Annotated in this window: 23 protein-coding genes and 1 pseudogene; 13 read left to right on the forward strand and 11 right to left on the reverse strand. The window is 73.0% G+C overall.

Features of this window, described 5'->3' with window-relative positions; genetic code table 11:
* Positions 1 to 499 precede the first annotated feature (499 nt).
* Both glpK and EUA93_RS15040 read right to left on the reverse strand, forming a co-directional pair.
* Positions 500 to 1,969 (reverse strand): glycerol kinase GlpK, encoded by a 1,470-nt coding sequence (gene glpK / locus EUA93_RS15035; RefSeq protein WP_129400871.1) that lies wholly within the window; start codon positions 1,967 to 1,969, stop codon positions 500 to 502.
* Positions 1,966 to 2,817, reverse strand: coding sequence for a DUF1028 domain-containing protein (locus EUA93_RS15040; RefSeq protein WP_129400872.1), 852 nt, complete (start codon positions 2,815 to 2,817; stop codon positions 1,966 to 1,968). Before EUA93_RS15040 ends, glpK begins: the two co-directional genes overlap by 4 nt.
* A 43-nt stretch (positions 2,818 to 2,860) precedes the next feature.
* Here EUA93_RS15040 and EUA93_RS15045 point away from each other — a divergent pair, with 43 nt between their 5' ends.
* The gene (locus EUA93_RS15045; RefSeq protein WP_207208695.1) at positions 2,861 to 4,090 is read left to right on the forward strand and encodes an MFS transporter; all 1,230 of its coding nucleotides are present in this window, start codon (positions 2,861 to 2,863) and stop codon (positions 4,088 to 4,090) included.
* Positions 4,091 to 4,156: 66 nt separating this feature from the next.
* On the opposite strand, the gene EUA93_RS15050 is transcribed toward EUA93_RS15045, so the two are convergent.
* A complete protein-coding gene (locus tag EUA93_RS15050; RefSeq protein WP_207208696.1) occupies positions 4,157 to 5,353 on the reverse strand; it encodes a pyrophosphate--fructose-6-phosphate 1-phosphotransferase in 1,197 nt (398 codons plus the stop codon).
* 177 nt (positions 5,354 to 5,530) lie between these two features.
* Here EUA93_RS15050 and EUA93_RS15055 point away from each other — a divergent pair, with 177 nt between their 5' ends.
* From EUA93_RS15055 to EUA93_RS15070, 4 genes are all read left to right on the forward strand, one after another.
* Positions 5,531 to 6,979 (forward strand): APC family permease, encoded by a 1,449-nt coding sequence (locus EUA93_RS15055; protein ID WP_129400873.1) that lies wholly within the window; start codon positions 5,531 to 5,533, stop codon positions 6,977 to 6,979.
* Positions 6,980 to 7,049: 70 nt separating this feature from the next.
* Positions 7,050 to 8,429 carry a metallophosphoesterase family protein gene (locus EUA93_RS15060; protein ID WP_129400874.1) on the forward strand — a complete coding sequence of 460 codons (1,380 nt, stop codon included), beginning with the start codon at positions 7,050 to 7,052 and terminating at the stop codon, positions 8,427 to 8,429.
* Between the two features lie 57 nt (positions 8,430 to 8,486).
* Positions 8,487 to 9,824 (forward strand): class II 3-deoxy-7-phosphoheptulonate synthase, encoded by a 1,338-nt coding sequence (locus EUA93_RS15065; protein WP_129400875.1) that lies wholly within the window; start codon positions 8,487 to 8,489, stop codon positions 9,822 to 9,824.
* 158 nt (positions 9,825 to 9,982) lie between these two features.
* A complete protein-coding gene (locus EUA93_RS15070) occupies positions 9,983 to 10,984 on the forward strand; it encodes a threonine aldolase family protein (protein WP_129400876.1) in 1,002 nt (333 codons plus the stop codon).
* Here EUA93_RS15070 and EUA93_RS15075 read toward each other — a convergent pair.
* The 4 genes and pseudogenes from EUA93_RS15075 to EUA93_RS22330 all read right to left on the reverse strand — a co-directional run.
* A complete protein-coding gene (locus EUA93_RS15075) occupies positions 10,962 to 11,915 on the reverse strand; it encodes an NADase-type glycan-binding domain-containing protein (protein WP_165355170.1) in 954 nt (317 codons plus the stop codon). The genes EUA93_RS15070 and EUA93_RS15075 overlap by 23 nt on opposite strands.
* Positions 11,916 to 12,213: 298 nt before the next feature.
* Complete coding sequence (locus EUA93_RS15080; RefSeq protein ID WP_242497391.1) at positions 12,214 to 13,113, reverse strand: DMT family transporter; 900 nt, start codon at positions 13,111 to 13,113, stop codon at positions 12,214 to 12,216.
* Between the two features lie 17 nt (positions 13,114 to 13,130).
* Positions 13,131 to 14,162, reverse strand: a complete 1,032-nt coding sequence (locus EUA93_RS22325; RefSeq protein WP_420819079.1) for a PASTA domain-containing protein — start codon at positions 14,160 to 14,162, stop codon at positions 13,131 to 13,133.
* 213 nt (positions 14,163 to 14,375) lie between these two features.
* Positions 14,376 to 15,332 (reverse strand): annotated as a pseudogene (locus tag EUA93_RS22330) (protein kinase domain-containing protein); the annotation flags it as partial.
* A 126-nt stretch (positions 15,333 to 15,458) separates the two neighbouring features.
* Between EUA93_RS22330 and EUA93_RS15090 the strand changes: the two are divergent.
* Genes EUA93_RS15090 through EUA93_RS15100 form a run of 3 tightly spaced genes read left to right on the forward strand, consistent with a single transcriptional unit; the run spans position 15,459 to position 16,773 of the window.
* On the forward strand, positions 15,459 to 15,830 hold the full coding sequence (locus EUA93_RS15090; protein ID WP_129400879.1) for an Rv2175c family DNA-binding protein: 372 nt from the start codon (positions 15,459 to 15,461) through the stop codon (positions 15,828 to 15,830).
* Positions 15,830 to 16,342: a guanyl-specific ribonuclease gene (locus tag EUA93_RS15095; RefSeq protein ID WP_129400880.1), complete on the forward strand. Its 513-nt coding sequence runs from the start codon at positions 15,830 to 15,832 to the stop codon at positions 16,340 to 16,342. The genes EUA93_RS15090 and EUA93_RS15095 overlap by 1 nt, the downstream gene beginning before the upstream one ends.
* Positions 16,339 to 16,773, forward strand: a complete 435-nt coding sequence (locus EUA93_RS15100) for a barstar family protein (RefSeq protein WP_165355171.1) — start codon at positions 16,339 to 16,341, stop codon at positions 16,771 to 16,773. The genes EUA93_RS15095 and EUA93_RS15100 overlap by 4 nt, the downstream gene beginning before the upstream one ends.
* A 29-nt stretch (positions 16,774 to 16,802) precedes the next feature.
* Here EUA93_RS15100 and EUA93_RS15105 read toward each other — a convergent pair whose 3' ends face one another.
* Complete coding sequence (locus EUA93_RS15105) at positions 16,803 to 17,879, reverse strand: polyprenyl synthetase family protein (RefSeq protein WP_242497392.1); 1,077 nt, start codon at positions 17,877 to 17,879, stop codon at positions 16,803 to 16,805.
* 63 nt (positions 17,880 to 17,942) lie between these two features.
* Between EUA93_RS15105 and metF the strand changes: the two genes are divergently transcribed.
* Both metF and EUA93_RS15115 read left to right on the forward strand, forming a co-directional pair.
* Positions 17,943 to 18,833 carry a methylenetetrahydrofolate reductase [NAD(P)H] gene (metF, locus tag EUA93_RS15110; RefSeq protein ID WP_207208697.1) on the forward strand — a complete coding sequence of 297 codons (891 nt, stop codon included), beginning with the start codon at positions 17,943 to 17,945 and terminating at the stop codon, positions 18,831 to 18,833.
* A 34-nt stretch (positions 18,834 to 18,867) separates the two neighbouring features.
* Positions 18,868 to 19,479: an SIMPL domain-containing protein gene (locus EUA93_RS15115; protein WP_129400881.1), complete on the forward strand. Its 612-nt coding sequence runs from the start codon at positions 18,868 to 18,870 to the stop codon at positions 19,477 to 19,479.
* A gap of 109 nt (positions 19,480 to 19,588) precedes the next feature.
* On the opposite strand, the gene EUA93_RS15120 is transcribed toward EUA93_RS15115, so the two are convergent.
* From EUA93_RS15120 to EUA93_RS15130, 3 genes are read right to left on the reverse strand one after another with little or no spacing between them, the layout of a single operon-like run.
* Positions 19,589 to 20,893 (reverse strand): phytoene desaturase family protein, encoded by a 1,305-nt coding sequence (locus EUA93_RS15120; RefSeq protein ID WP_129400882.1) that lies wholly within the window; start codon positions 20,891 to 20,893, stop codon positions 19,589 to 19,591.
* Between the two features lie 20 nt (positions 20,894 to 20,913).
* Positions 20,914 to 21,504 carry a DUF4126 domain-containing protein gene (locus EUA93_RS15125; protein ID WP_129400883.1) on the reverse strand — a complete coding sequence of 197 codons (591 nt, stop codon included), beginning with the start codon at positions 21,502 to 21,504 and terminating at the stop codon, positions 20,914 to 20,916.
* A gap of 12 nt (positions 21,505 to 21,516) precedes the next feature.
* A complete protein-coding gene (locus EUA93_RS15130; protein WP_129400884.1) occupies positions 21,517 to 21,990 on the reverse strand; it encodes a YbaK/EbsC family protein in 474 nt (157 codons plus the stop codon).
* A 69-nt stretch (positions 21,991 to 22,059) separates the two neighbouring features.
* Here EUA93_RS15130 and EUA93_RS15135 point away from each other — a divergent pair, with 69 nt between their 5' ends.
* The 3 genes from EUA93_RS15135 (at position 22,060) to EUA93_RS15145 (ending at position 23,482) form a co-directional block, all read left to right on the forward strand.
* Positions 22,060 to 22,527 (forward strand): hypothetical protein, encoded by a 468-nt coding sequence (locus tag EUA93_RS15135; protein ID WP_129400885.1) that lies wholly within the window; start codon positions 22,060 to 22,062, stop codon positions 22,525 to 22,527.
* 198 nt (positions 22,528 to 22,725) lie between these two features.
* Complete coding sequence (locus EUA93_RS15140; RefSeq protein ID WP_129400886.1) at positions 22,726 to 23,037, forward strand: DUF6504 family protein; 312 nt, start codon at positions 22,726 to 22,728, stop codon at positions 23,035 to 23,037.
* Positions 23,038 to 23,047: 10 nt separating this feature from the next.
* The gene (locus tag EUA93_RS15145; protein ID WP_129400887.1) at positions 23,048 to 23,482 is read left to right on the forward strand and encodes an SAV_6107 family HEPN domain-containing protein; all 435 of its coding nucleotides are present in this window, start codon (positions 23,048 to 23,050) and stop codon (positions 23,480 to 23,482) included.
* Positions 23,483 to 23,489 lie beyond the last annotated feature (7 nt).

Below are 23,489 nucleotides of genomic sequence, written 5' to 3' on the forward strand. Positions count from 1 at the left end.
CGGGACACGGACCTCTCCGCGCACGTGGTGGCGCGGTCGACGACAGGAAACGGGGTCTGTGTCTGAGGTGTGTACGGCCGTTGATCGGCTGTCTGGAGGACCCGAGCACGCTCGCTCGAAACTGTGTTCGATGATATCTCGCGTCACCGACACTCGCATCCGAGGGAGCTCAGAGGTTCGGTCAAGATCGGATCGGGTCTCGTGACGGTCGCTGCGCGACCTCCTCGACCAACGGTGGGGTGGGCTTGGTTTCGACACGGGCGCGGGGCGCCCTGCTCAACCAGCGGTGGGCTGAGGGGTCTCGTGACGGTCGCTGCGCGACCTCCTCGACCAGCGGAGGCGGCGAGGGTCGGGCGACCGAGGCTGGGGGGTCTCGTGACGGTCGCTGCGCGACCTCCTCGACCAGCGATGGGTTGCGCGACCTGCTCAACCGGCGGTGGGGCCGGAGGTCTCGTGACGGTCGCTGCGCGACCTCCTCGATCGCCGCGAGTCAGGCGGGTTAGCCGCCCCAGCCCTTCGAGCGCTCGACGGCGTCGGCCCAGCGGGCGTACGACGCGTCGAGGGCGTCGCGGTCGCCGGCGGGCTCGAACCGCCGGTCGAGCGCCCACGTCTCCCGCAGCTCGTCGGTGGAGCTCCAGACGCCGGTGCCGAGCCCGGCGAGGAAGGCCGCTCCGAGCGCGGTGGTCTCGACGATCTCGGGTCGCTCGACCGCGCGCCCGACCTGGTCGGCCTGGAGCTGGCAGAGGAAGTCGTTGGCCGCGGCGCCGCCGTCGACGCGCAGGGTGGACAGCTCGGGCAGCGTCTCGAGCACGTCACGCACCTCGAAGGCGATCCCCTCCAGCGTCGCGCGGACGATGTGGGCGCGGGTGGTGCCGCGGGTGATCCCGATGATCATGCCGCGCGCGTGCGGGTCCCAGTGTGGGGCGCCGAGGCCGGTCAGGGCCGGCACGAACACGACCCCGTCGGTGTCGTCGACGGTGGCGGCGATGGCCGCGGTCTCGGCGGCGTTGCCGACGATCTGCAGGCCGTCGCGCAGCCACTGCACGGCAGACCCGGTCACGAAGATCGCGCCCTCGAGGGCGTAGGTCATCTCGCCGTCGGGGGAGCGCCAGGCCGCCGTGGAGAGCAGGCCGGCGTCGCTGCGCACGACCTCGCTGCCGGTGTTGGTGAGGATGAACGAGCCGGTGCCGTAGGTGCACTTCGACTCGCCCTCGTCGAAGCAGGTCTGCCCGAAGAGCGCCGACTGCTGGTCCCCGGCGATGCCTGCGATGGGGAGCTCGAGACCGAGGAACACCTTCGGGTCGGTCGGCGCGACCTCGCCCCAGTTGGGCACCAGGTCGGGCAGCGCGTCGCGCGGCACGCCGAAGAGCCGGCACAGCTCGTCGGACCAGTCGCCGGCCTCGAGGTCGAAGAGCAGCGTGCGGCAGGCGTTGGAGACGTCGGTGACGTGCCACGTGCCGCGCGTCATCCGCGCGACCAGGTAGGAGTCGACGGTCCCGACGGCGTACCTCCCGGACTCCACGAGCGCCCACGTGTGCGGCTCGTGCTCGGCGAGCCACGCGAGCTTGGTGCCGGAGAAGTAGGGGTCGAGCCGGAGGCCGGTGAGCTCGGCGACCCGGTCCTCGTGGCCGTCCGCGCGCAGTCGCTCGCAGATGTCGGCCGTACGCCGGTCCTGCCACACGATCGCGCGGCGCGGCGAGCCGAGGGTCTCGCGGTCCCACAGCACGACCGTCTCGCGCTGGTTGGTGATCCCGAGCGCGGTGAGCTCGGACCGGTCGACCTTGTCCAGGACCTCGCGGGTCGCCTCGAGCGTGGCCTGCCAGATCTCCTCGGGCGAGTGCTCGACCCAGCCCGGGTGGGGGAAGTGCTGGCGGAACTCCTGGTAGCCCTTAGCCTGGATCCGTCCGTCCGCGGTGACCACGACGGCGGTCACCCCGGTCGTACCGGCGTCGATGGCCAGGACGCTCACGACTGCTGCTCCCGGGTGGTGCCCCGGATGATGTCGAGGATCCGCTGGTCGATCCAGGCGGGCCGGGCGCCCTCGCCGACGCGCATCTCGTAGTTCTCCGAGCCGACCCACATGTGGAAGCTGTCCTTGCCGTCGGCCTTCGCGAGCGTCTCCAGCTCGAACATCAGCGTGTCGTCGACCGGCACCTGCTCCTCGGCCGTCGAGGCGGTCAGGTAGAGCTCGTTCAGGTCGACCAGGCGCGCGAGCTCGGTGACCGGGGCCTCGTGGTCGTCGACGCGCAGGTCGACCGCCACGTCGTCGTGGCCGCCGTAGCCCGCCCCGTCGCGCACGACGAGGAGGGCCGCGCTCTGCCGACCGCGGCTGTCACCGCCCGCCTCGTCACCGGCCGCCAGGGCGGCGAGCAGCCGTCGCTCGAGGGTCTCGTCGGGGGTGGCGAGCCAGGCCCGCTCCATCGCCTCGACGACCTCGGGTCCGGTGAGGATGTTGCCCTGGATGGCGTAGCCGCCGCGCTCGCCGCTGCGGCCGGTCGTGCCGCCGGCCCAGGCGAAGCACTCCGAGCCCGTCCAGGTCGCGGCGTTGCCGTCGGAGTCGACGATCCCGGCCTGCCGGTGCTCGCGGCCGTCGTCCTCCTCGACCAGCCGGTCGAGGGCCACCTGCGCAGTCGCGCCCTCGTCGAGGTGGGCGAGGCCGAGGTACTTGTAGGCGAGGTTGGCGTCGGCCTGGCTGGCGATGGCGCCGACCCCGGCCGCCGCGGCCGGGACCGCCGAGCCGACGGCCAGGAACTTCGAGGCGACGGCGACGCCCCAGGACTCGCCGTCGTCGGACCGGGCCACGATGGAGAAGGTCATGTGCCGAAACATAGCGGGGCCGTTTCCGTCCTAGGGTGGGCCAGTGCTGACCCGTCTCGGATTCCCCCAGGTCGGCGAGCACCGCAGGTTCGTCACGGCGATCGTCGCCGACACCGTCGGCAGCGGGCTCTTCATGCCGATCACGTTGCTCTACTTCCTCGCCATGACCGAGCTCTCGCTCGTGCAGATCGGCTCGGCGCTGTCGCTCTCCGCGCTGCTCACCATGCCCGGCGCCTTCGTGATCGGCAGCCTCGTCGACCGCTTCGGCCCGCGGAAGATGATGCTGGTCGGCAACCTCGTCCAGGCAGTGGGGATGATCGCCTACCTCTGGGCCGACACGCTGCTCGTCGTCGCGCTCTGGACGACGCTGCTCAACCTCGGCCGGCAGGCCTTCTGGGGATCGTTCGGCAACGTCGTCACTGCGATCTCGGCGCCGGGGGAGCGGGAGCTGTGGTTCGGCTTCCTCCAGGCCGTGCGCAACCTCGGCTACTCCGTCGGAGGCGTGCTCGCCGGCATCGCCCTCCAGGTCGGCACCGACGCGGCGTACCAGGCCGTCGTCGTGGTCAACGCGGTCACCTTCGTGGTGGCGTTCGGCCTGCTGCTCGACGTGCCCGACCACCGGGTCGCCCGCGACGCCGACGCGCCGGTGGAGGGCTGGGGCGTGGTGCTGCGCGACGGCGCCTACCTCCGGCTGGTGCTCGGGCAGATGGGCTTCGTCGTCGGGATGATGGTGCTCAACTTCGCGCTGCCCGTCTACGCCGCCGAGACCATCGACCTGCCCGGGTGGGTGGTCGGCGCGATCTTCACCCTGAACACCGCCCTCGTCGGGCTGGGTCAGGGTCTCGTCGTACGTCGGATGACCGGGCGCGTGCGGGCCCGGATGATGGGCCTGGCCCAGCTGGTCTTCGTGGTCAGCTACGTGCTGTTCGTCGTCGCCGGGTGGCTGCCGGTGTGGCTGGCCGTCGTGGTGATGCTCGTCGGCGCGGCCGTCTACACGTGTGGCGAGCTGACCGGTGGACCGGTCTTCAGCGCCACTGCCGCCGAGGCCGCGCCCGACCACCTCCGTGGCCGCTACCTCGGGCTGTTCCAGCTCAGCTGGGGCCTCGGTGGTGCGGTGACGCCCGTGGCCTTCACCTGGCTCCTCGCCCACGGGCAGACCACGCTCTGGTGGGTCCTCGCGCTCATCGCCGTCGCGAGCGCGGCCTACCTCCAGACGCTGCCTCGCGTCCTGCCCGCCGCCGGGCTGCGGGTCACCCAGAAGGCCGAGGCCTGACGGACGAGGCCTGACGGACGAGGCCTGACGACGAGGCCTGACGACGAGGCTCAGTGGCGAGGCGGGTCAGGCCTGGCCGGTCTTCTCCATCAGCTCGGCGAACCAGGCCTGCGAGGGGTCGAACGGCTTGTGGCCGGCGATCCGCTCGAACTCGATCGCGCGCAGCTCGTCGCCACGGTCCTCGTCGTGGCCGATGACGCCGGGCGTGCCCTCGAGGGCGCAGGCGACGGCGAGCTCGGCCATCTCGCGGATGAGCCGGAGGTCGCTGTCGTTGGCGGGCGCCGAGCGGGAGTAGTAGCCCGACTTCTGCACCATCTTCTTCTCCGCGCCGATGGCCTCGGAGAAGCGGTCGGCGAAGTAGCGGCCGGGGTTGATGGTGTCGATCTTGACGTGCCCGAACGGGTCGCGGCCGACCTCCTCGCCGGCGGCCTCGAGGTCGGCGACGATGTCGTCGATGCCGGCACCCTCGGCGAGGAAGATGTTCACGCAGCCGACCTCGTCCATGACGGCGCGCAGGCGGGCGGCCTCCGCGGCGAGGTCGATGCTGCGCTCGGGGACGTAGACGGCGTGGATCGCCCAGCGACGGGGGTCGAGGCCGATCCCGGGGAGCCACTGCTGCTCGCCGTGCCAGTCCATGTAGTCGCGCGCCGCGGCCGCGGTCAGCCAGCCGCTGGCCCGACCCATCACCTCGTGGACGATGAGCATCCGCGGGTTCGAGCCGTGCTCGGCGAGCACGTGCTGGGCGAAGCGCGAGGCCTCCTGGGCGGCCGTGATCGCGCCGAGGCTCTGGCGGATCGGCACGATGTCGTTGTCGATGGTCTTGGGCAGCCCGACCACGGTGAGCTCGGAGCCCAGGCCGCGGAGGTACGCCGCCAGGTCGGCCGCCGCGGTGTTCGTGTCGTCGCCGCCGATGGTGTGCAGCACGTCGACGCCGTCGGCCTGCAGGCGCCGGGCAGCGACCTCGAGCGCGGTCTCGCCCTCGCCGATCAGGCCGCGCCGGCGGCAGTCCTCGTCGTTGGTGAGCTTCACCCGGCTGTTGCCGATCGGGCTCCCGCCGAAGCGGTGCAGCACGGCGGCGCCGGCCCGTTCCTCGGACCCGATGACGAGGCTGTTGCCGGTCAGCAGGCCGTGGTAGCCGTGCCGGTAGGCGATCAGCTCGATGTCGGGGTCGGTGGCGTCGTAGGTCTCGATCAGGGCCCCGACGGCGGAGGAGAGGCACGGGGCGTAGCCACCGGCCGTCAGGAGCGCAACACGCTTCGGCATGGTCAGAACAGTAGTGATGAACGATCCAATGCCGGAAGGCCGTCCGTCCGTGGACGCACGTCGGTGCCCGCCACCCGCGCTAGGCCCACGGGAAGGACAGAGGTTGCCCTGTCCCGCCCTGTCGCGACAGGGTGTGGCATCACCGTGCCCGGGCACGGACCGACGACGGGAGTCACGATGAGCGCCACCGAAGCCACGCAGGAAGACGTCAACGGGCCGGAGGACGCGGACCTCAAGCGGGTCCTGGGGCCCAAGCTGCTGCTGCTCTTCATCGTCGGCGACATCCTCGGTGCGGGCGTCTACGCCGTCACCGGCAAGCTCGCCGGCCAGGTCGGGGGCATCGCGTGGCTGCCGTTCCTCGTCGCGTTCGCGGTCGCCACCGTGACCGCGTTCAGCTACCTCGAGCTGGTCACGAAGTACCCCCAGGCAGCCGGGGCGGCGCTCTACACGCACAAGGCCTTCGGCATCCACTTCGTCACGTTCCTCGTGGCCTTCACCGTGGTGTGCTCCGGCATCACCAGCGCCTCGACGTCGTCGAACCTGCTCGCCGCGAACCTGCTGATCGGCTTCGGCAACGACGACCCGAGCTCGGGCGCCACGCTCTTCACGGCCCTCGCCTTCATGCTCGTCCTCGCCGCGATCAACCTGCGCGGCGTCGGCGAGAGCGTGAAGTTCAACGTGCTCCTGACGATCGTCGAGATGACCGCCCTCGCCATCGTCATCGGCATCGGCTTCTTCGTCATCGCCAGCGGCGACGGCGACCTCAGCCGGATCACCGTGTTCGAGAGCCCCGACGACAAGGGCCTCTTCATGGCGGTCACCATCGCCACGGCCATCGCGTTCTTCTCGATGGTCGGCTTCGAGGACTCGGTCAACATGGTCGAGGAGACCAAGGACCCGATGAAGATCTTCCCGCGCACGATGCTGACCGGCCTCGGCATCGCGGTCGTGATCTACATGCTCGTGGCGATCTCGGTCGTCGCCGTCATCCCCGCCGGACAGATCGCCGAGCCCACCAACGCCGAGGCCGGCATCCTGCTCGACGTGGTGAAGATCGGCGCGCCCGACCTGCCCATCGACACGCTCTTCCCGTTCCTCACCGTCTTCGCCGTCGCCAACACCGCCCTGATCAACATGCTGATGGCGAGCCGCCTCATCTACGGCATGGCCCAGCAGGACGTCCTGCCGCGCTCGCTCGGCAAGGTCCTGCCGGGTCGCCGCTCGCCGTGGACCGCGATCCTGTTCACCACCCTCCTCGCCCTCGCCCTGATCAGCGTGGTCACGCTCGACTCGGAGTCGTCGGTGGTCTCGGCGCTGTCCGGCACGACCGCGCTGCTGCTCCTCGCGGTCTTCACGATCGTCAACGTCGCCTGCCTGGTCCTGCGCCGCGACGCCACTCCCGACGGCGCCTTCCGGGCACCCGCGGGGCTCCCCGTCGTCGGCGCCCTGCTCTGCGCCTACCTGCTCGGTCCGTGGGCACGCCTCGAGGCCGACATGGTGCAGTACAAGATCGCCGGTGGGCTGCTCGCCGTCGGTGTCGTGCTCTGGGCCCTCACGTGGCTGACCAACCGCGGGGTCCGGGCCAAGAAGACCGGCTTCCGCGACATCGACCACCTCGAGGACTGAACCGGACGCGTCGAGCGACACGGCGGGGCCTACCCCAGGTGGGGTAGGTCCGCCGTCTACGGTGGGGCGAGTGACACGACGACCCATCGGCAGACCTTCGGGCCCGCTCCTGGCGCTGCTGATCGCCTCGGTGCTCGGCTGCTCGTCGGTCACCCCGCCGTCCCCGTCGGCCAGCGCGACCCCCGGCGGCGACCTTCCCCCGCCGACGCTGACCGAGGCGCCCGCGACGTCCGACCCGGCGACCGACCTCGAGCGTCGCGGCCCGCGCGACCGTCCGCCCGTGCCGGCGGCCCCCGAGGTTCCCGGGGCCTACCGCTTCGTCTCGGCGCCCGACTTCCTCAACCAGGACGTCGCCGACCTCACCGCCGACGGGCGGAAGTCCTACATCGTGGAGAAGACCGGGCAGGTGGCCAACTCCACCAACCCGGAGTACGACGCCGCCCTCGACCACGTGATCGGCGAGATGGCCTCGCACGGCACCGACGACGTGCTCGTGGCGGGCGACCTCGTCGAGGGCCGGTGGGGTCGCGACGACGCGAGGACCGGGGTGTTCGGGCCGGTGCGGACGCAGGCCCAGCGCATGCGGGCGTGGCGCCGGGCGGCGGAGGTCTACTACCCGGCCTACCGCCAGCGGTTCCGCGACCACGGCCTGTCGACGTACACCGCCGTGGGCGACCACGAGATCGGCGACGACTCGTGGTCCAGCCGCCGGCGCGACCCGTGGATCGACTTCAAGCGCCGCCACGTCCCCCAGTTCAAGAAGATCTACGCCGAGCAGATGCTGACCCGCGCCGACGGGAAGCGCCGCTTCACCGACCGGCCCCGGCGCGGACCCGCGCAGGACACGGCGTACGCCGTCCGCCTCGACGCCCACGTCCTCCTGGTGACCATCGACGTCTTCCAGCGTCGCGGGGGAGACGTGCACGTCTCGGTCGACCCGGCCCAGCTCAGGTGGTTCAAGGGCGTGCTGCGCAGGGCGAAGCAGGACGGCGTGCCGTGGGTGATGGTGCAGGGCCACACGCCGATGACGGGCAAGGTCCGCACCCGCAACTCCAGCCACCTCGTCTACGAGAAGGGCACCCGCTCCGACCTGTGGAAGGCGATGGTCGAGGGCGGCGTCGACGTCTACCTGAGCGGTGAGGTCCACGACCAGACCGTCCACCAGCGCGACGGGATCCTCGAGGTCTCGCACGGCTCGCTGTTCTACCGCGGGGAGGCGTCCTACGTCGTGGGGCAGGCGAGCGCCGACCGGCTGGTCCTGGAGAACCACCAGTTCCGCGGCGAGGTCGGTTTCGAGGACCGGCTCTGGACCACCTCGCGAGAGGGCGCGCCCGGCCACATCAGCTACCCCTACCCCTCGATCGTCACCGGGACGCTCGAGGCGAGCCGCACGCCGTCCGGCGGCCTCCGGATCGACGAGGCCGACGGGATCCTCACCCCCGGCCTGTGACGACCACCGCTCGGTCACGGTTCGGGTGGGCAGACCCGCTCGCCGTACCCTTGTGGGGTGAGTGCCATCCCCACCCTCGAGCAGCTGCACGCCCTCGACCCGAAGCAGCAGCCGACCTACCCCGACGCGGGGGCGGTCGACACCGCTGTGGCTCGTCTCAGGACTGCGCCGCCGCTCGTCTTCGCGGGCGAGTGCGACGACCTCACCGAGAAGATCGCGGCGGTCAGCCGCGGCGAGGCGTTCCTGCTCCAGGGCGGTGACTGTGCCGAGACCTTCGCCGGCGTCACCGCCGACAACGTCCGCAACAAGCTGCGCGTCCTGCTGCAGATGGCGGTCGTCCTGACGTACGCCGCCTCGGTGCCGGTGGTGAAGCTCGGCCGCCTCGCCGGCCAGTACGCCAAGCCCCGCAGCTCCGACATGGAGACCCGCGACGGCGTGACCCTCCCGGCCTACCGCGGCGACGCCGTCAACGGCTACGACTTCACCCCCGAGGCACGCATCCCCGACCCGCAGCGGCTGGTCGAGGTCTACAACAACTCGGCGGCGACGCTCAACCTGGTCCGCGCGTTCGTCACCGGCGGCTACGCCGACCTGCGCCAGGTCCACACATGGAACACCGACTTCGTGCAGAACTCGCCCTTCGGCCAGCGCTACGAGGCGGTGGCCGACGAGATCGAGCGCGCACTGACCTTCATGCAGGCGATCGGCGCCGACCCCGACGAGTTCCACCGCGTCGACTTCCACTCCAGCCACGAGGCGCTGCTGCTGGAGTACGAGCAGTCCCTCACGCGCATCGACTCGCGCACGGACGCTCCCTACAACGTCTCGGCGCACTTCGTGTGGATCGGCGAGCGCACCCGTCAGCTCGACGGCGCCCACGTCGAGCTGCTGTCGAGGATCAGGAACCCGATCGGCATCAAGCTCGGCCCGACGACCACGCCGGACGACGCCCTGGCCTACGCCGCGCGCCTGAACCCCGACAACACCCCGGGCCGGCTCACCTTCATCACCCGCTTCGGCGCGGGCAAGATCCGCGACGGCCTGCCGGCCCTCGTGGAGAAGGTCACGGCCGAGGGGCTCAACGTGGCGTGGGTCTGCGACCCGATGCACGGCAACACCTTCGAGGCGTCCTCGGGCTACAAGACCCGCCGCTTCGACGACGTCATCGACGAGGTCCAGGGCTTCTTCGACGTGCACCGCAGCCTCGGCACCTGGCCCGGAGGCGTCCACGTCGAGCTGACCGGTGACGACGTCACCGAGTGCGTCGGCGGCGGCGAGGAGATCGACGAGGCCGGCCTGGCCAACCGCTACGAGTCCGTCTGCGACCCCCGCCTCAACCGGGTCCAGTCCCTCGAGCTCTCCTTCCTCGTCGCCGAGATGCTGCGGAAGGCCTGAGGCAGCGACCGCGAGCGTGCGAGCGGGCGCGTGGCCGAAGGGGCTGAGCAAGCCCCGACCGGGTGAGCTCGCGAACCCGGCCGACGGGCGTGTCGAAGCACGGCTGCCGAAGGCACACCGCCCGTCCGTAGGTCGACGGCCACTGGTTGGATGGTCGGGTGATCGACCTGCGCTCCGACACCCTCACCCGGCCGACCGACGCGATGCGCGAGGCGATGGCCCGTGCGGAGGTCGGTGACGACGTCTACGGCGAGGACCCGACGGTCAACGCGCTGCAGGAGCGGGTGGCCGCGATGTTCGGCCACGAGGCGGCCCTCTTCACCCCGACGGGCTCGATGGCCAACGTCCTGGCCGTCGCCTCGCTCGTCGCACCCGGGCAGGAGGTGCTCTGCGAGTCCTCGGCCCACATCGCGCGCGCCGAGCTCGGCGCGCACGGAGCGATCTCGGGTCTCACCATGCGCACCTGGACCCACGCCCGGGGACAGGTCGACCTGCCGGCCATCGAGTCGATGTTCGCCCCCGACATGGGGATGTACTTCGTGCGCACCGCCGCGGTCTCCGTCGAGAACACCGGCAACTTCGCCGGCGGCGCGATCCTGCCGATCGAGGACCTGCGCGCCCTCCGTGCCTGGGCCGACTCGGTGGGCACCAAGGTCCACGTCGACGGTGCCCGGCTGTGGAACGCCCACGTCGCGACCGGTACCCCGCTCGCGGACTACGGCCGGATCGCCGACGTCCTCGCGGTCTGCCTCTCCAAGGGCCTCGGCGCGCCCGTCGGCTCCCTGATGGTCGGCTCCGCCGACGCGATCGGGGAGGCCAAGGTGCGGCGCAAGCGGATGGGCGGCGGGATGCGCCAGGTCGGCGTGCTCGCGGCGGCAGCGGCGTACGCCCTCGACCACCACGTCGAGCGGCTCGCCGACGACCACGCCCACGCGCGGCTGCTCGGGGAGGCCCTCGGCCTCGACCCGGGCGACGTCGACACCAACATCGTCGTCGTCGAGCGGCCGGACGCCGCGGCGTTCGTCGCGCAGGCGGCCGACGAGGGGGTGCGGATCTCGGCGGTGGGTCCGCGCGCGGTCCGGCTCGTCACCCACCTCGACGTCAGCCGGGCCGACGCCGAGCAGGCGGCGGCGGTGCTCAGTCGGCTGAGCGCCCGATGACCGAGACCTCGCTGATCGCGGTGTAGTCGCGCCCGAGGTTGCCGGTACCGGGCGGCGTCACCGAGTCCAAGGTGATCGTCACGGTCCTCGTCTCGACCGGCGGCACCTTGAGCATCTGCAGGCCGGGTCGCTCGGCGAAGGTCTGGGCGAGGGTGCTGCCGTCGTCGAAGGTCCAGGTGACCGCGAGGATCCGGCGGTTGTTGGGGTACCAGTCGACGCCCTCGACCTGCTTGGAGTAGCCGTTGACCAGGCCGACCCGGTAGACGACGCCGGGCTCGGTGAGCGCGACCGTGATGGTCTCGCCGGTGGCGTCGCCCTCGGTGCGCCACGCGGTGCTCGGGTTGCCGTCGCCCATCTGGGACGCGTCGTAGGCGACCGTCGTGCCGTCGAAGTCCTGGGTCGGCGGCGCGGTGTCCGGCACGACGAAGGTCGCCCCGGTGGCCAGCTGGATCCGCGGGCCGGTGCCGGTGGGTCCCTCGTTCGATGCCGGGGCCGTCTCCTCGGAGCCGGGGTCGGGCTCCGAGGTGCCCGAGGGGTCGACCGAGGCCGAGTCCGTGCTGCCGGGGTCGGCCGCGACGTCCTCGTCGTCGGTGGCGAAGACCTGCAGGAGCACGAGCACGAGGCCCACGAGCAGGGCGGCACCCGCGACCCACGCGATCCAGGCGCGCCCGTGCACGGGGTAGTCGGGTTCGAGGCCGTCGACCTCCTCGTAGGGCAGCAGCTCCTCGTCCGGGTCCCAGGCCGTACGACGACCGGGCGGGCGCTCGCGCGTGGCCCTCTCCGGGCGCGCGGGCCGCTTCGGGCGCCCGGGCAGCTTCGGCAGCGACGGCCTCCGCGTCGGGGTGGCGGGGGTCGTGGCTGCCGGGGGCGTGACGGGTGCGGCGACGGGGTCGGCTGCTTGCGCGGGCGGCGCGACCGGCCGTGCCGGCATCGGCCGCACGGGCGGGGGCACGGGCGGGGGCACGGGCGCGGGAGTCGGTGCCGGCTCGGCTGTCGGCCGGGGGCTGGGCTCGGGCGTGGGCTCGGGCGTGGGCTCGGGCCTGGGTTCGGGCGCGGGTTCGGGCGGGGGCGTCGGGGCCGGGGCGCCGACGGGGTGTCCGCAGTTGAGGCAGAACCGACCCACGCCGAGCTCGGCTCCGCACGCCACGCACCTGTCCACAGCCACACGATAAGGGGCGTCGCCGACGACGCGTGGACGTCCCGGCACGAGGAGTCCGCCGGGCGGGGCCTCAGACGGCGATGTGCGGGACCTCGCCCTCGACCACGCGGCGCGGTGCGAGCTCGACGGTGAGCATGGCGACGAGCACCATCGCGCCGCCGACCAGCAGCCGCGCGGTGAGGTTCTCACCGCCCAGCCAGACCGCGAAGAACGAGGCGAAGACCGGCTCCATGCTCATGATGATCGCGCTGCGCGTCGGTGGCAGGTGGGCCTGGGCCCAGGTCTGGCCGAGCAGGCCCAGCGCACCGACGATCACGGCCATGTAGAGCACCGACACCCAGTCGGAGGTCCGGTCGGGGAGCACGATCCCGTCGGGCGCGGTGGCCGTCGTGCAGACCACCGCGATGACGATCACCTGCAGCGTCGTCATGCCGATCGCGTCCTGCGCGCTCGACCAGGCGCCGAGACCCACGATGTGGAGGGCGTAGAGCACCGCCGAGGCCAGCGTGATCAGCTCGCCGTAGCCGATGCTGAGGCCGTTGAGCGCGAGGACCCCGAGGCCGACCGTCGCGAGCGCCACGGCCGCCCACGTGACCGGCGGGATCGCGGTGCGCAGGATCATCGCGGCCAGCAGCGGCGTGCAGACGACGTACAGCCCGGTCACGAAGCCGCTGATGCTGGCCGGCGTGTGCGCGAGGCCGGCGGTCTGGAGGATCTGCGCGACGCCGTAGAGCAGGCCGAGGACGGCCGCGTGGCGGCGGACGGCGGGGGACAGGCGCCCGATCGCCCTCGGTGCGACGACCAGCAGCGCGAGCGAGGCGATGGCGAACCGGACGGCGAGGAAGTCGAGCGTCGGGACCCGGTCCAGCATGTCCTTGATCAGGAAGAACGTGCTGCCCCAGCAGGCCGCCAGCGCGAGGAGCGCCAGGGCCGCGAGCAGGGTCGTACGTCGGGTCTGCTCGGGTGTCACGGAGGAACGCTACGGCGTCAGATGAGGAACAGCGTGATCGTCGAGCCCTTGGGCACCTCGTCGCCCTGCGAGGGGTCGGAGCTGAACACGAAGCCGAGGCCGAGATAGTTGTCGGCCTGCTCCGTCTCGACCACGAAGCCGAGGCCCTCGAGCAGCTCGGTCGCGGCCTCGACGCCCATCGCGCGCACCCGCGGCACCTCGACCAGCTCCGGGCCGAGCGAGACGACGAACGAGACGGTGTCGCCCTTGTAGAGGGTGCCGGTGGCGGGGTCCTGGGAGATGACGTCGCCCTCCGCGACGGTGTCGCTGTACTGCTCGTCGGTGACCGTCACCTGGAGCTTGCGGCCCTCGAGCGCGGCCTTCGCGGCGTCGTACGACTTGCCGGTCCAGTCCTTGATCGTGAGCGGCTTGCGCCCGCGGCTCAGCACGAGGTCGACGAGGGCACCGGGCTTGAGCGTGGTGCCGGTCTTCGGCGAGGTGCGGATGACCTGCCCCTCGGGCACGGTCTCGCTCCACCGGCCGACGCTCTTGCCGAAGGCGAGGTTGGTCGCGGCGAGCGCGTCCTGGGCCTGGTCCTCGGTGCGGCCCGCGAGGTCGGGCACGTCGTAGCGCTCCGGCCCGAGGGACAGCACGAGGGTGACCGTGCCGCCGCTGAGCACCTTGCCACCGGGACCCGGGTCGGTCGAGATGACCAGGCCGGGGTCGACGTTCTCGGAGTAGGCGGGGTCGCCGATCGCGACGTCGAGGCCGGCGTCCTCGAGCTTCGAGGTGGCCGCCGCCTCGTCCAGGGTCAGCACGCCCGGCGTCGTCGTGTAGCGCGCCCAGCCGAACCAGTAGGCACCGCCCGCCACGCCGGCCAGGAGCAGCACGGTGAGCAGCAGGACGAGCGGACCCCTGACCGAGCGGCGGCGCGCCGTCGTGGCCACGGGCGCGACCTTGCTGGGGGACTTCGCAGGGGAGGTGCCGGGGGTACGTCCCGGGGCGGGCGCCACCGGCACGGCGGAGGTGGGTGCCTCCGCGCGCGGCCCGTCCGCAGGCGTCGTCCGCATCGGCTCGGTGACCGGGCCGCCGACGGGCTCCACCGGCGCCGGGGCCGACGGGTGGACCGGGTGCCGCTCGAGCGCGGTCGTGCGGTCGGGGCTGCCGTCGTCGACGAGGCCCGAGTCGCGCGGGTCGACCTCGGTGAGCAGCGCCAGCGCGCTCGCGTCGAAGGGCTCGGGCGTGGTGTCGTTGCCGGGGTCGTCGTACTCCGAGCGGGTCTCGGGCACCGGTCGCGGGCGCAGGTCCGCGGCGAGCTCGGGGTCGGAGCCCAGCCCCTCGCGCAGGGCCTGCTCGACGCGGTGCAGGTGGTGGAGCAGCACGGTGGCGTCGGCCGGCCGCTGGTCGCGGTCGCGCGACGTCGCGCGCGCGACGAGGGCGTCGACGTAGTCGGGGATGCCGGGCTGGAGCAGCGAGGGGAGGGGCACGTCGTGGTGCACGTGGCGGTAGGCGACCTGGATCGGCGACTCGCCCTCGTGCGGCTTCCGGCCGGTCAGCAGCTCGTAGAGCACGACGCCGCTGGCGTAGACGTCGGCGCGGGCGTCGGACCGGCCGTCGACGACGAGCTCGGGCGCGAGGTAGGAGACGGTGCCGATCAGCACGCCGCCGGTGGCCGTGTGCTGCGTGTCGGCGCTGACCGCCTTGGCCAGGCCGAAGTCGGCGACCTTGACCCGCCCGCCGTGCGCCTCGTCGGCGATGAGCACGTTCTCCGGCTTCACGTCGCGGTGGATCAGGCCCGCCCGGTGGGCGGCGGCGAGCGCGGACACGACCGGCTCGAGCAGGACGAGCGCCCGGGTCGGCGACATCGGCGACTCCTTGCGGATCACGTCGCGCAGCGTGTGGCCGGGGACGTACTCCATGACAAGGAAGACGGTGTCCTGGCCGGCCGAGGTGTCGTCGCCCTGGTCGTAGACGCCGACGACGTGCGGGTGGTTCAGCCTGGCCGCCGCGCGCGCCTCGCGGACGAACCGGGCCGCGAACTCCTGGTCGTCGCCGAGCCCGGGGTGCATCACCTTGACGGCGACGGTCCGGTCGAGCCGGGTGTCGGTGGCCTCGTAGACACTCGCCATGCCGCCGCGCGCGATGCGGGGGCCGATGCGGTAGCGGCGGTCGAGGAGCCGTCCGACCAAGGGGTCGCCGGAGCCGGGCGCCTGCGCGCGGGCGTGCTCGGGTGGCTCCACTGCTCGACCTCCAGCGCCGGACGACGGAGAAAGGGGAAGGATCCGGCGCCACCACTCTACGGAAGTCGCACGCGGGGCCGCGCTCACGCGTGCGCGCCCGGCGTGGCGGCGTGCCAGAATTCCGCCATGAGCAACACCCCCCTCGCCGACCGTGACCTCGCCGCCCTCGTCCCCGAGTGGCTCGACTGGAGCCAGGTGTCCGAGCTGCTGGGCGTGACGCCGGGCAAGGTCCGCACCATGATCCGCGACCACGAGCTGGCCGCCGCGGTGTCGGAGCCCGGCGCCGGTCCGCGCGTGCCGGCCGACTTCATCCAGGACGGCCTGGTCGTCAAGGGCCTGCCCGGGCTGCTGACCCTGCTGCACGACCACCGCTTCGACGACCGCGAGTGCATCGCCTGGCTCTTCACCGACGACGACCTCCCCGGCCGGCCGATCGACGCGCTCCGCGAGAACCGCGGGAGCGAGGTCAAGCGGCGCGCCCAGGTCCTGGAGTACTGATGGCGGCCTCGGCGGGACGCCAGCGCTACCGGTGGCTGGTGCTGCTCGCCTCCGCCGTGCTGCTCGTCATCTGGTTCCTCACCCCCGCCGGGCAGGACGACCCGGGCGCCAGCGGTGGCGGCCCCACGTCGTCGCCGACCGTGCCCTCCGCGGTCTCGACGGACGACACGACGACCTTCCCCGAGACCTCCCCGCCCGAGACCACCGGATCGGTCGACCCCGACAGCGGACTGCCGGTCGTGCGGGTCGACGACCTGCCCGCCCAGGTGGCGGAGACGATCGCGCTGATCGAGGACGGCGGTCCGTTCCCCGAGGACCGCGACGGGATCACGTTCGAGAACCGCGAGGGCATCCTCCCGGACGCCTCGCGCGGCTACTACCGCGAGTACACCGTCCCCACGCCCGGCTCCGACGACCGCGGTGCGCGGCGCATCGTCGAGGGCGGCGACGGCGAGCTCTACTGGACCGCGGACCACTACGCGTCGTTCGCGCGCATCGCGGGCTACCCGTGAGCGGCCTCGCGGGCCTGCTCGCCGGGCACGAGCCGCCCGGCACCTACCTCTGGCACAGCGCGCTCGAGGCGGACGACGTGCGCCATGCGGTCGAGCACGCCGGCTGGGCATACGGGCACGTCGACGGCTGGACCGGCGCCGACACCAGGGCGGCCTTCCTCGCCGCGGTCGGGGAGGCGCTCGCCTTCCCCGCGCACTACGGGCAGAACTTCGACGCCCTGGCCGACTGCCTGTACGACGTCGGCACCGGCCGTGCCGGAGCGGTCCTGCTGTGGGACGGCTGGGCCACCCTCGCGCGCGCCGACGAGCGTGCCTTCAGCGTCGCGCTGAGCGTGCTCGGTGCCCGCTCCCACACCGACCGCGGTGCGCCGTTCTCGGTGCTCCTGCGCGGCGACGGCCCCGGCCTCCCGGGGATCACCAGCCTCGACTAGCGGCGACGACGACGCGGGAGCGAGCCCCTCTACACCGTGCGTTGGGTCGCCGCGGCGGCCAGCTCGGTGAGCACCTCGCGGGCGTGCGGGTCGACGTCGGCGGAGCCGAGGGCGTCGACGGCCCGGTCGGTCAGGTGGCCGATGACCTCCTCGACCTGCGCGCGGGCACCGGAGTCCTCGATGATGCCGCGCAGGACGTCGACGTCGGCGGGTGCGAGCGGCGTACCGAGGGCGGCGTCGAGGCGCTCCGCGGCGGCGCGCGGGGCGGCGTCGAGAGCGAGGGCGACCAGGACGGTGCGCTTGCCCTCGACCAGGTCGTCGCCGGCCGGCTTGCCGGTCTCGGCCGGGTCGCCGAAGACGCCGAGCACGTCGTCGCGCAGCTGGAACGCCTCGCCCAGGGGAAGGCCGAAGCGCGAGAGCTGGTCGAGGTGGGCCGCGTCGGCGCCGGCGAGCGCGGCGCCGACGTGGATCGGCCGCTCGATGGAGTACTTCGCGGACTTGTAGCGCAGGACCGTCATCGCGGTGTCGACGTCGGCGCGGCCGCGGGCCTGGACCGACACGTCGAGGAACTGCCCGGCGATGACCTCGGTGCGGCACAGCTCGAAGAGCGTGAGGCCGGGAGCGGTCGCCTCGGCGTCGAATCCGCTGTGACGGAGCAGGTCGCCGGCCCAGCCGAGCAGCAGGTCGCCGAGCAGGATCGCCGCGGCGGCGCCGTACTGCTCGGGGTCCCCGCGCCAGCCCGACGCGCGGTGCTCGGCCTCGAATGCGCGGTGGGTCGCGGGGCGACCGCGGCGGGTGTCGGAGGCGTCCATGTAGTCGTCGTGGACGAGTGCGCTCGCGTGCAGCACCTCCAGCGATGCGCAGGCGCGGGCCAGTGCTGCCTCGTCGGCGACCGCGGGCCGGACCGCGCGGTAGCCCCAGTGGCAGAACGCCGCGCGGAACCGCTTGCCGCCGCGCATCGCCGTACGCGCCTCGGCGACCAGGCGGCCGGCGTCGGGCCCGAGCGGTGCCAGCTCGGCCTCGCGCTCGTCGAGGAACGCGTCGAGGACCTGCTGGACCTGGTCGCGGAAGGGGGCGGGGTCCCAGCTCGTCACGGTCCTCGTCACGGTGGGAGCCTAGCCAGTGGACGGATTGCGGAGGACGGCGCACTCCTCCGTAGGCTGTTGCGCATGACGCACCCACGGGACCTGAGCATGCGCGAGCTCCTCGCGCAGGGCGGCCGGTCCTTCTCCTTCGAGTTCTTCCCGCCGAAGGACGAGGCGGGCGAGCAGCAGCTCTGGCAGGCCATCACCGAGCTCGAACCGTTCGGGCCGACGTTCGTGTCGGTGACCTACGGCGCCGGCGGAACGACGCGCGACCGCACCGTGGCGATCACCGCGCGGATCGCCCGCGAGACCGACCTGCTCCCGGTCGCCCACCTGACCTGCGTCGGGCACACGACCGACGAGCTCGACGCGGTCCTCGACGAGCTCGGCGAGGCCGGCGTGCACCACGTGATGGCACTGCGCGGCGACCCGCCCGACGGCCCCGGCTCGCCCTGGACGTCGACCGAGGGCGGGCTGACGTACGCCAACGAGCTGGTCGCGCTGGTCCGGGAGCGCCACGGCATGCGGGTCGGCGTCGCGGCCTTCCCCGAGGGCCACGTCGACGCCGTCGACCTCGAGCAGGACGCCAAGGTGCTGAAGGCCAAGCAGGACGCCGGCGCCGAGTTCGCGGTCACCGACATGGTGCTGCGCGCCTCCGACTACGTCGGGCTCGTGGAGCGGGCCGACGCCGTCGGCGCCGACCTGCCGATCATCCCGGGGATCATGCCGATCCTGAACCTGCGCTCGATGGAGCGGATGGTCGAGTTCTCGGGGCGTGACCTGCCGGCCGAGACCGTGGCGCGGCTCCAGCCGCTCGCCGACGACCCGCCGGCCCTGCGCGCCGAGGGCATCGCGATCGCCACCGAGCAGTGCGCGCAGCTCCTCGACGCAGGGGCGCCGGGGCTGCACTTCTACACGCTGAACCGGTCGAAGGCGACCCGCGAGATCTTCGCGAACCTGCGCATCTCCGCCTGATCCGGTCGCCGGGCACCGCGGCTACGGTGAGGGCATGAACTCCGTCACCGTCACCGGGATCGGCACCAGCCTGGTCGCGCCCGACAGCGCGGTCGTCCGGCTCGCCGCCGTCGCCCGCGGCGCCGGCGTGGCCGAGGCCTACGAGGCGATGTCCGCGGCGGCGGGCGCCGTCGTCGAGGTCGCCCAGCGCCACACCGAGGAGCGCCGGGTCGCCTCGACCGGCATCACGGTCTGGCCCACGCACGACCGCGAGGGTCGGCAGGAGGGCTACGAGGCGCGCCACTCCTACGCCGTCGGCTGTGCCGACCTGGCGAGCGCCGGGGCGCTGCTCAGCGAGCTGGCGGCCGAGGTCGGCGACGGCCTCGCCGTCGACAGCGTCGGGCTCGAGGTCACCGAGGACCACGGCGCGGAGGGCAAGGCCCGCGAGGCCGCCTTCCAGGACGCGCGCGAGCGTGCGGCCCAGCTCGCCCGGATGGCCGGCGCCGCCGGCCTCGGCCCGGTGCAGACGATCGTCGAGGGCGGTGCCGGCAACGGCCCGTCGCCGATGCCGAAGCTGGCGATGGCGGCCGACTCCGCCCGTGGGCTCGCACCGGGCGAGACGACGGTCAGCGTGACCGTCACGGTCGTCTTCGAGCTGCTGCACTGACCTCCCGACCGGCCTGTAACGCCGTGTTGGTGCGTGTACCCACCCCTCTGCACGGGGGTGGGTACAGCAACGAACCCGGCGTTACAGCGCGCGGCCGACGAACCCGGCGCTAGTGCGCGCGGCCGACGATCTCGGCGACGAGGGCGGCGCTGAGCCCGGCGAAGGGCAGCCCCGAGCCGGTGGTCGCGTGGGCGCCGGCGGTGAGCACGCCCGGGATCGGCGTACGCGGGCCGAGGCGGGTGCGGGCCGACCGGGGACCCTGCCACAGCATCCCGTGGGGCGAGCCGCCCCAAGCCTCGACCAGGTCGCGCGGGGTCCGGTCGACGCGGGTCACGACCTGGGCGCGGACGTCGATGCCGCGCCGGGTGAGCGCGACGAGCACGTCCTCGTAGATCCGTCCGCGGGTGAGCACCGTCCACGCGGCCCCGCCCTCGGGCGCCCGGCCGCCGGTGCGGACGACCATCAGGGGCTCGCCGTGCACGACCACCTCGTGCGGCAGGTCGGGCACGTCGCCCTCGAGCCCGAGGTGGGTCACGACGGGCGGGAAGGCGGGCATCGTGCGGCTGACGTACGACGCCAGCGCCGGGAGGGCACGCGGGTCGATCGCGACGACCACGAGGTCGGCGTCGAGGCTCCCGCCGGCCACCTCGACGGCCGTGACGCGACCCTCGCGGACCACGAGGTCGGTCGCGGTCGTGCCGGTCTGGACGGTGACCCCGCGCTGGGCCAGGCGGGCGGCCATCGCGGAGCCGAGCGCCGCGAGCCCGCCCGGGACGGTCCACGCCCCGAAGCGCTGCTCGAGGTAGACGTCGACCCCCGCGAGGACCGGCACGTCGCGGAGGGTGTGGCCGTCCATCACGAGCCGGTGGCCGGCGACCAGGCGCAGCCGCTCGTCGCGGAACGTGCGGCGCAGCCGCTTGTGCAGCGACTCGCGCCGGTCGAGCAGGGCGGTCAGCTCGCGGGGCGCGACGTCGGCGTCGTAGGGCCGCTCGAACCACTCCCGGCGCAGCAGCTCCCACGTGTCGCCGTACGACGCCACGTGCTCGACCCACTGCTCGCCGAGGCCCGGCCCGAGCTCGTCGACGGCCGCGAGCTGGGCGGCGCGGGAGCCCCCGGGGAGCCGCAGCACCGTGTCGTCGGCGAACCGGTGCTCGCGCACCAGCTCGAGCGGCTGGAGTTCGAGCTCGCGCTCGAGCGGACGACCGGACTTGCGGAACAGGTCGCGGACGACGGCGGGCAGCAGCGTGCTGGTGGGGCCGGCGTCCCAGGTGAAGCCGTCCTGCTCGACGCTGCTGAGGGCACCGCCGAGGTGCGGGGAGCGCTCGAGCAGGGTCACGTCGTGGCCGAGCTTGGCCAGCCGCGCGGCAGCGGCCATGCCGCCGAAGCCGCCACCGACCACCACGACACGAGCCACGGGGGAACCCTAGAGCCCGCTCAGGCAGCCTGGCGGAGAGGCTGCTTCTGCCTCCACCGCCGCCAGCCCCGACGGACCAGGCGCCCGACGAGGAACAGCACCACCAGTCCCACGAGGAGCAGCACGCCTGCGATGGCGGCCGCCGCCTGCGGGTGCTGGAGCGAGAACCACACGACCCCGAGCACCGCGGCGTCCTCGGTGATGCTCGCGACGACGTTGGTCACCGGCTCGGGGGAGGAGTTGAGCGCGAGCCGGCCGCCGGCCTTCGCGAGGTGGCTGAGCAGGGCCGTGCCGCCACCGACGACGCCGAGGACGGCCTGGTCGAGCGAGGAGGCGTCGCCCGCGAGCAGCACGCCGATCACCGCACCGGCGGTCGGGCGGATCGCGGTGGAGACCGCGTCCCACGTCGAGTCGATGTAGGGGATCTTGTCGGCGATGAACTCCATCGCGTAGAGGAACCCGGCCGCCGCGAGCACGTCCCACCGGGCCAGCACGTCGGGGATCTCGTCGAAGGAGCCGACCCGGTCCGCGATGCCCAGCACCAGGACCACGAGGTAGGAGTTGATGCCGCTCGCCCACCCGCTGGAGAAGGTCAGTGCGAGCGCGTCCACGTCTGTCCCACCTCAGTCGACCTGGACTTCCTCGGCGCCCGTCATCGCCACCAGCTCGTCGTAGGTCGACGAGAACACGGCCGCCGGGTGGCCGGCGGCCGCCCACACGACCGGGTGCTGCCGCAGCCACGGATCGATCCACGTGCGGACCGGCGCGGGGTGGTCGAGGGGGGAGACGCCGCCGATCACCTGGCCGGTGTGGCGGCGCACGAAGTCGGGGTCGGCGCGGGTGAGCCGGGCCACGCCGATGCGCTCGGCTACCGCCTTCGTGTCCACCCGGTGGGCGCCCGAGGTGAGGATCAGGACCGGCTCGCCGTCGCTGTCGAAGAGCAGGCTGTTGGCGATCGCGCCGACCTCGCACCCGAGTGCCGCCGCGGCGAGTGCCGCAGTGTGGGCGCTGTCCGGCAGGATGACCACGTCACCGGTGCCGCCGCGCCGGGTGAGCTCACCCCTAAATGAGGTGATCGATGCGTGCTCGGTCGACATGATGCGAGCCTAGCGACGACCGGCACCACTTCGACGAGCACCACTTCGACGAGCACAGGAGTTTCCACGATGGCGCGCGACCTGCCCCGATCCGTGGTCAACAGCGTGCGGGTGCTGATGCTGATCGTCGCCACCGCCGCGGTGATCACCGTCCTGATCTGGCTCCTGCGCGACGACGTGATCCTCGGCTGGGCGCGCGGCAACCCGTCCGCCCAGGAGATCCTCGCCCAGGGCGGCATCGACCAGCTGCGCGACAGCCCGATCGTGCCCGGCTTCGTGGCACTGGCGGTCGTGGCCTTCGTCGGCTTCACCCTGCTCGCGATGGTGCTCGGGTCGTTCCTCCTCGGCGGCCACGGCTGGGCGCGGATCGTGCTCACCGCGACGGCCGGCGTCGGCGTCCTCGTCGGCGCCGTCGCCCTCAAGTCGCACCTGCCGGCGATCTTCGTGGTGCTCTCCGCGCTCGTCATCGCCGAGGGCCTGGTGCTCTCGTTCCTCCTCTGGCGGCGCGAGACCACGGTCTTCCTCCGCGACGTCTGAGCCCACGCCGGCTCCGTCCGGCTGTGACTGGCTCTGTCCGGATCTGTCCGGCCCGTCGCCCTTGACGGGTTGTCGGTGCCGGGTAGTACCGTTCTCGGTGTTCGAACAGATGTTCGATGCGACCCGGGTGGCGGTGACCTCGACCCCCACCTCCGCCCGGGTCGGCCCCGGGGTCGACGGATGTGCTGAGGAGGCGCGATGAGGCAGTACGACGACCCGGTCGAGGTGCGACGGGGTGAGGCGGAGGACCCCGAGCAGTTCCTGTGGCGAGGCCGGTTGTGGAAGGTCCGTGCGGTGGTGGCCCACTGGATCGAGACCGGTCCGTGGTGGCAGGGCGCCGGCAGCCGCGCCGAGGACGGCCCGCTGGCAGAGCTGGTCACCGAGCGCGAGCTCTGGCGGGTCGAGGCCGGTCGCGGGATCCCGGCCGACGAGCGCGAGACCTACGGCGTCTTCGACCTGTCCTTCGACTGGACCGACGGGCGCTGGCAGCTCGTCGGCTGCCAGGACTGAGGGCGGACCGATGGACCACACCGCTCCCTTCCCCGGACCCACCCCCGGCCCGCACATGCTGCCGGCCACCGCCCACTCCTACCTCGAGCGCTCGGCGACCTCGCTGCGAGACGCGATCACGGCGCGCGACGTGCCCACCCGTTACGCCTGCGCCCACGTGGCCGCGCTGTGCGCCGCGGCCGCGCTCCTCGCGGCGAAGGCGCGCCCCGCGCCGCGGGCCCGGCGCCAGAAGAACGCCTGGGTCCTGCTGGCCGAGGTCGCACCCGAGCTCTCCGAGTGGGCCAGCTTCTTCGCCGCCGGCGCCGCCAAGCGCGCGGCGGCCGAGGCGGGGTCGACGCGTGCGGTGACCGAGCGCGAGGCCGACGACCTCGTGCGCGACGCCGACCGGTTCCTGGCGGTGATCGAGCAGGCGCTCGGCCTGGTGCCGCACGCCAGCGTCGCCTGAGCGCGGT

The sequence above is a fragment of the Nocardioides oleivorans genome, from assembly GCF_004137255.1.
GTDB classification, from domain to species: domain Bacteria; phylum Actinomycetota; class Actinomycetes; order Propionibacteriales; family Nocardioidaceae; genus Nocardioides; species Nocardioides oleivorans.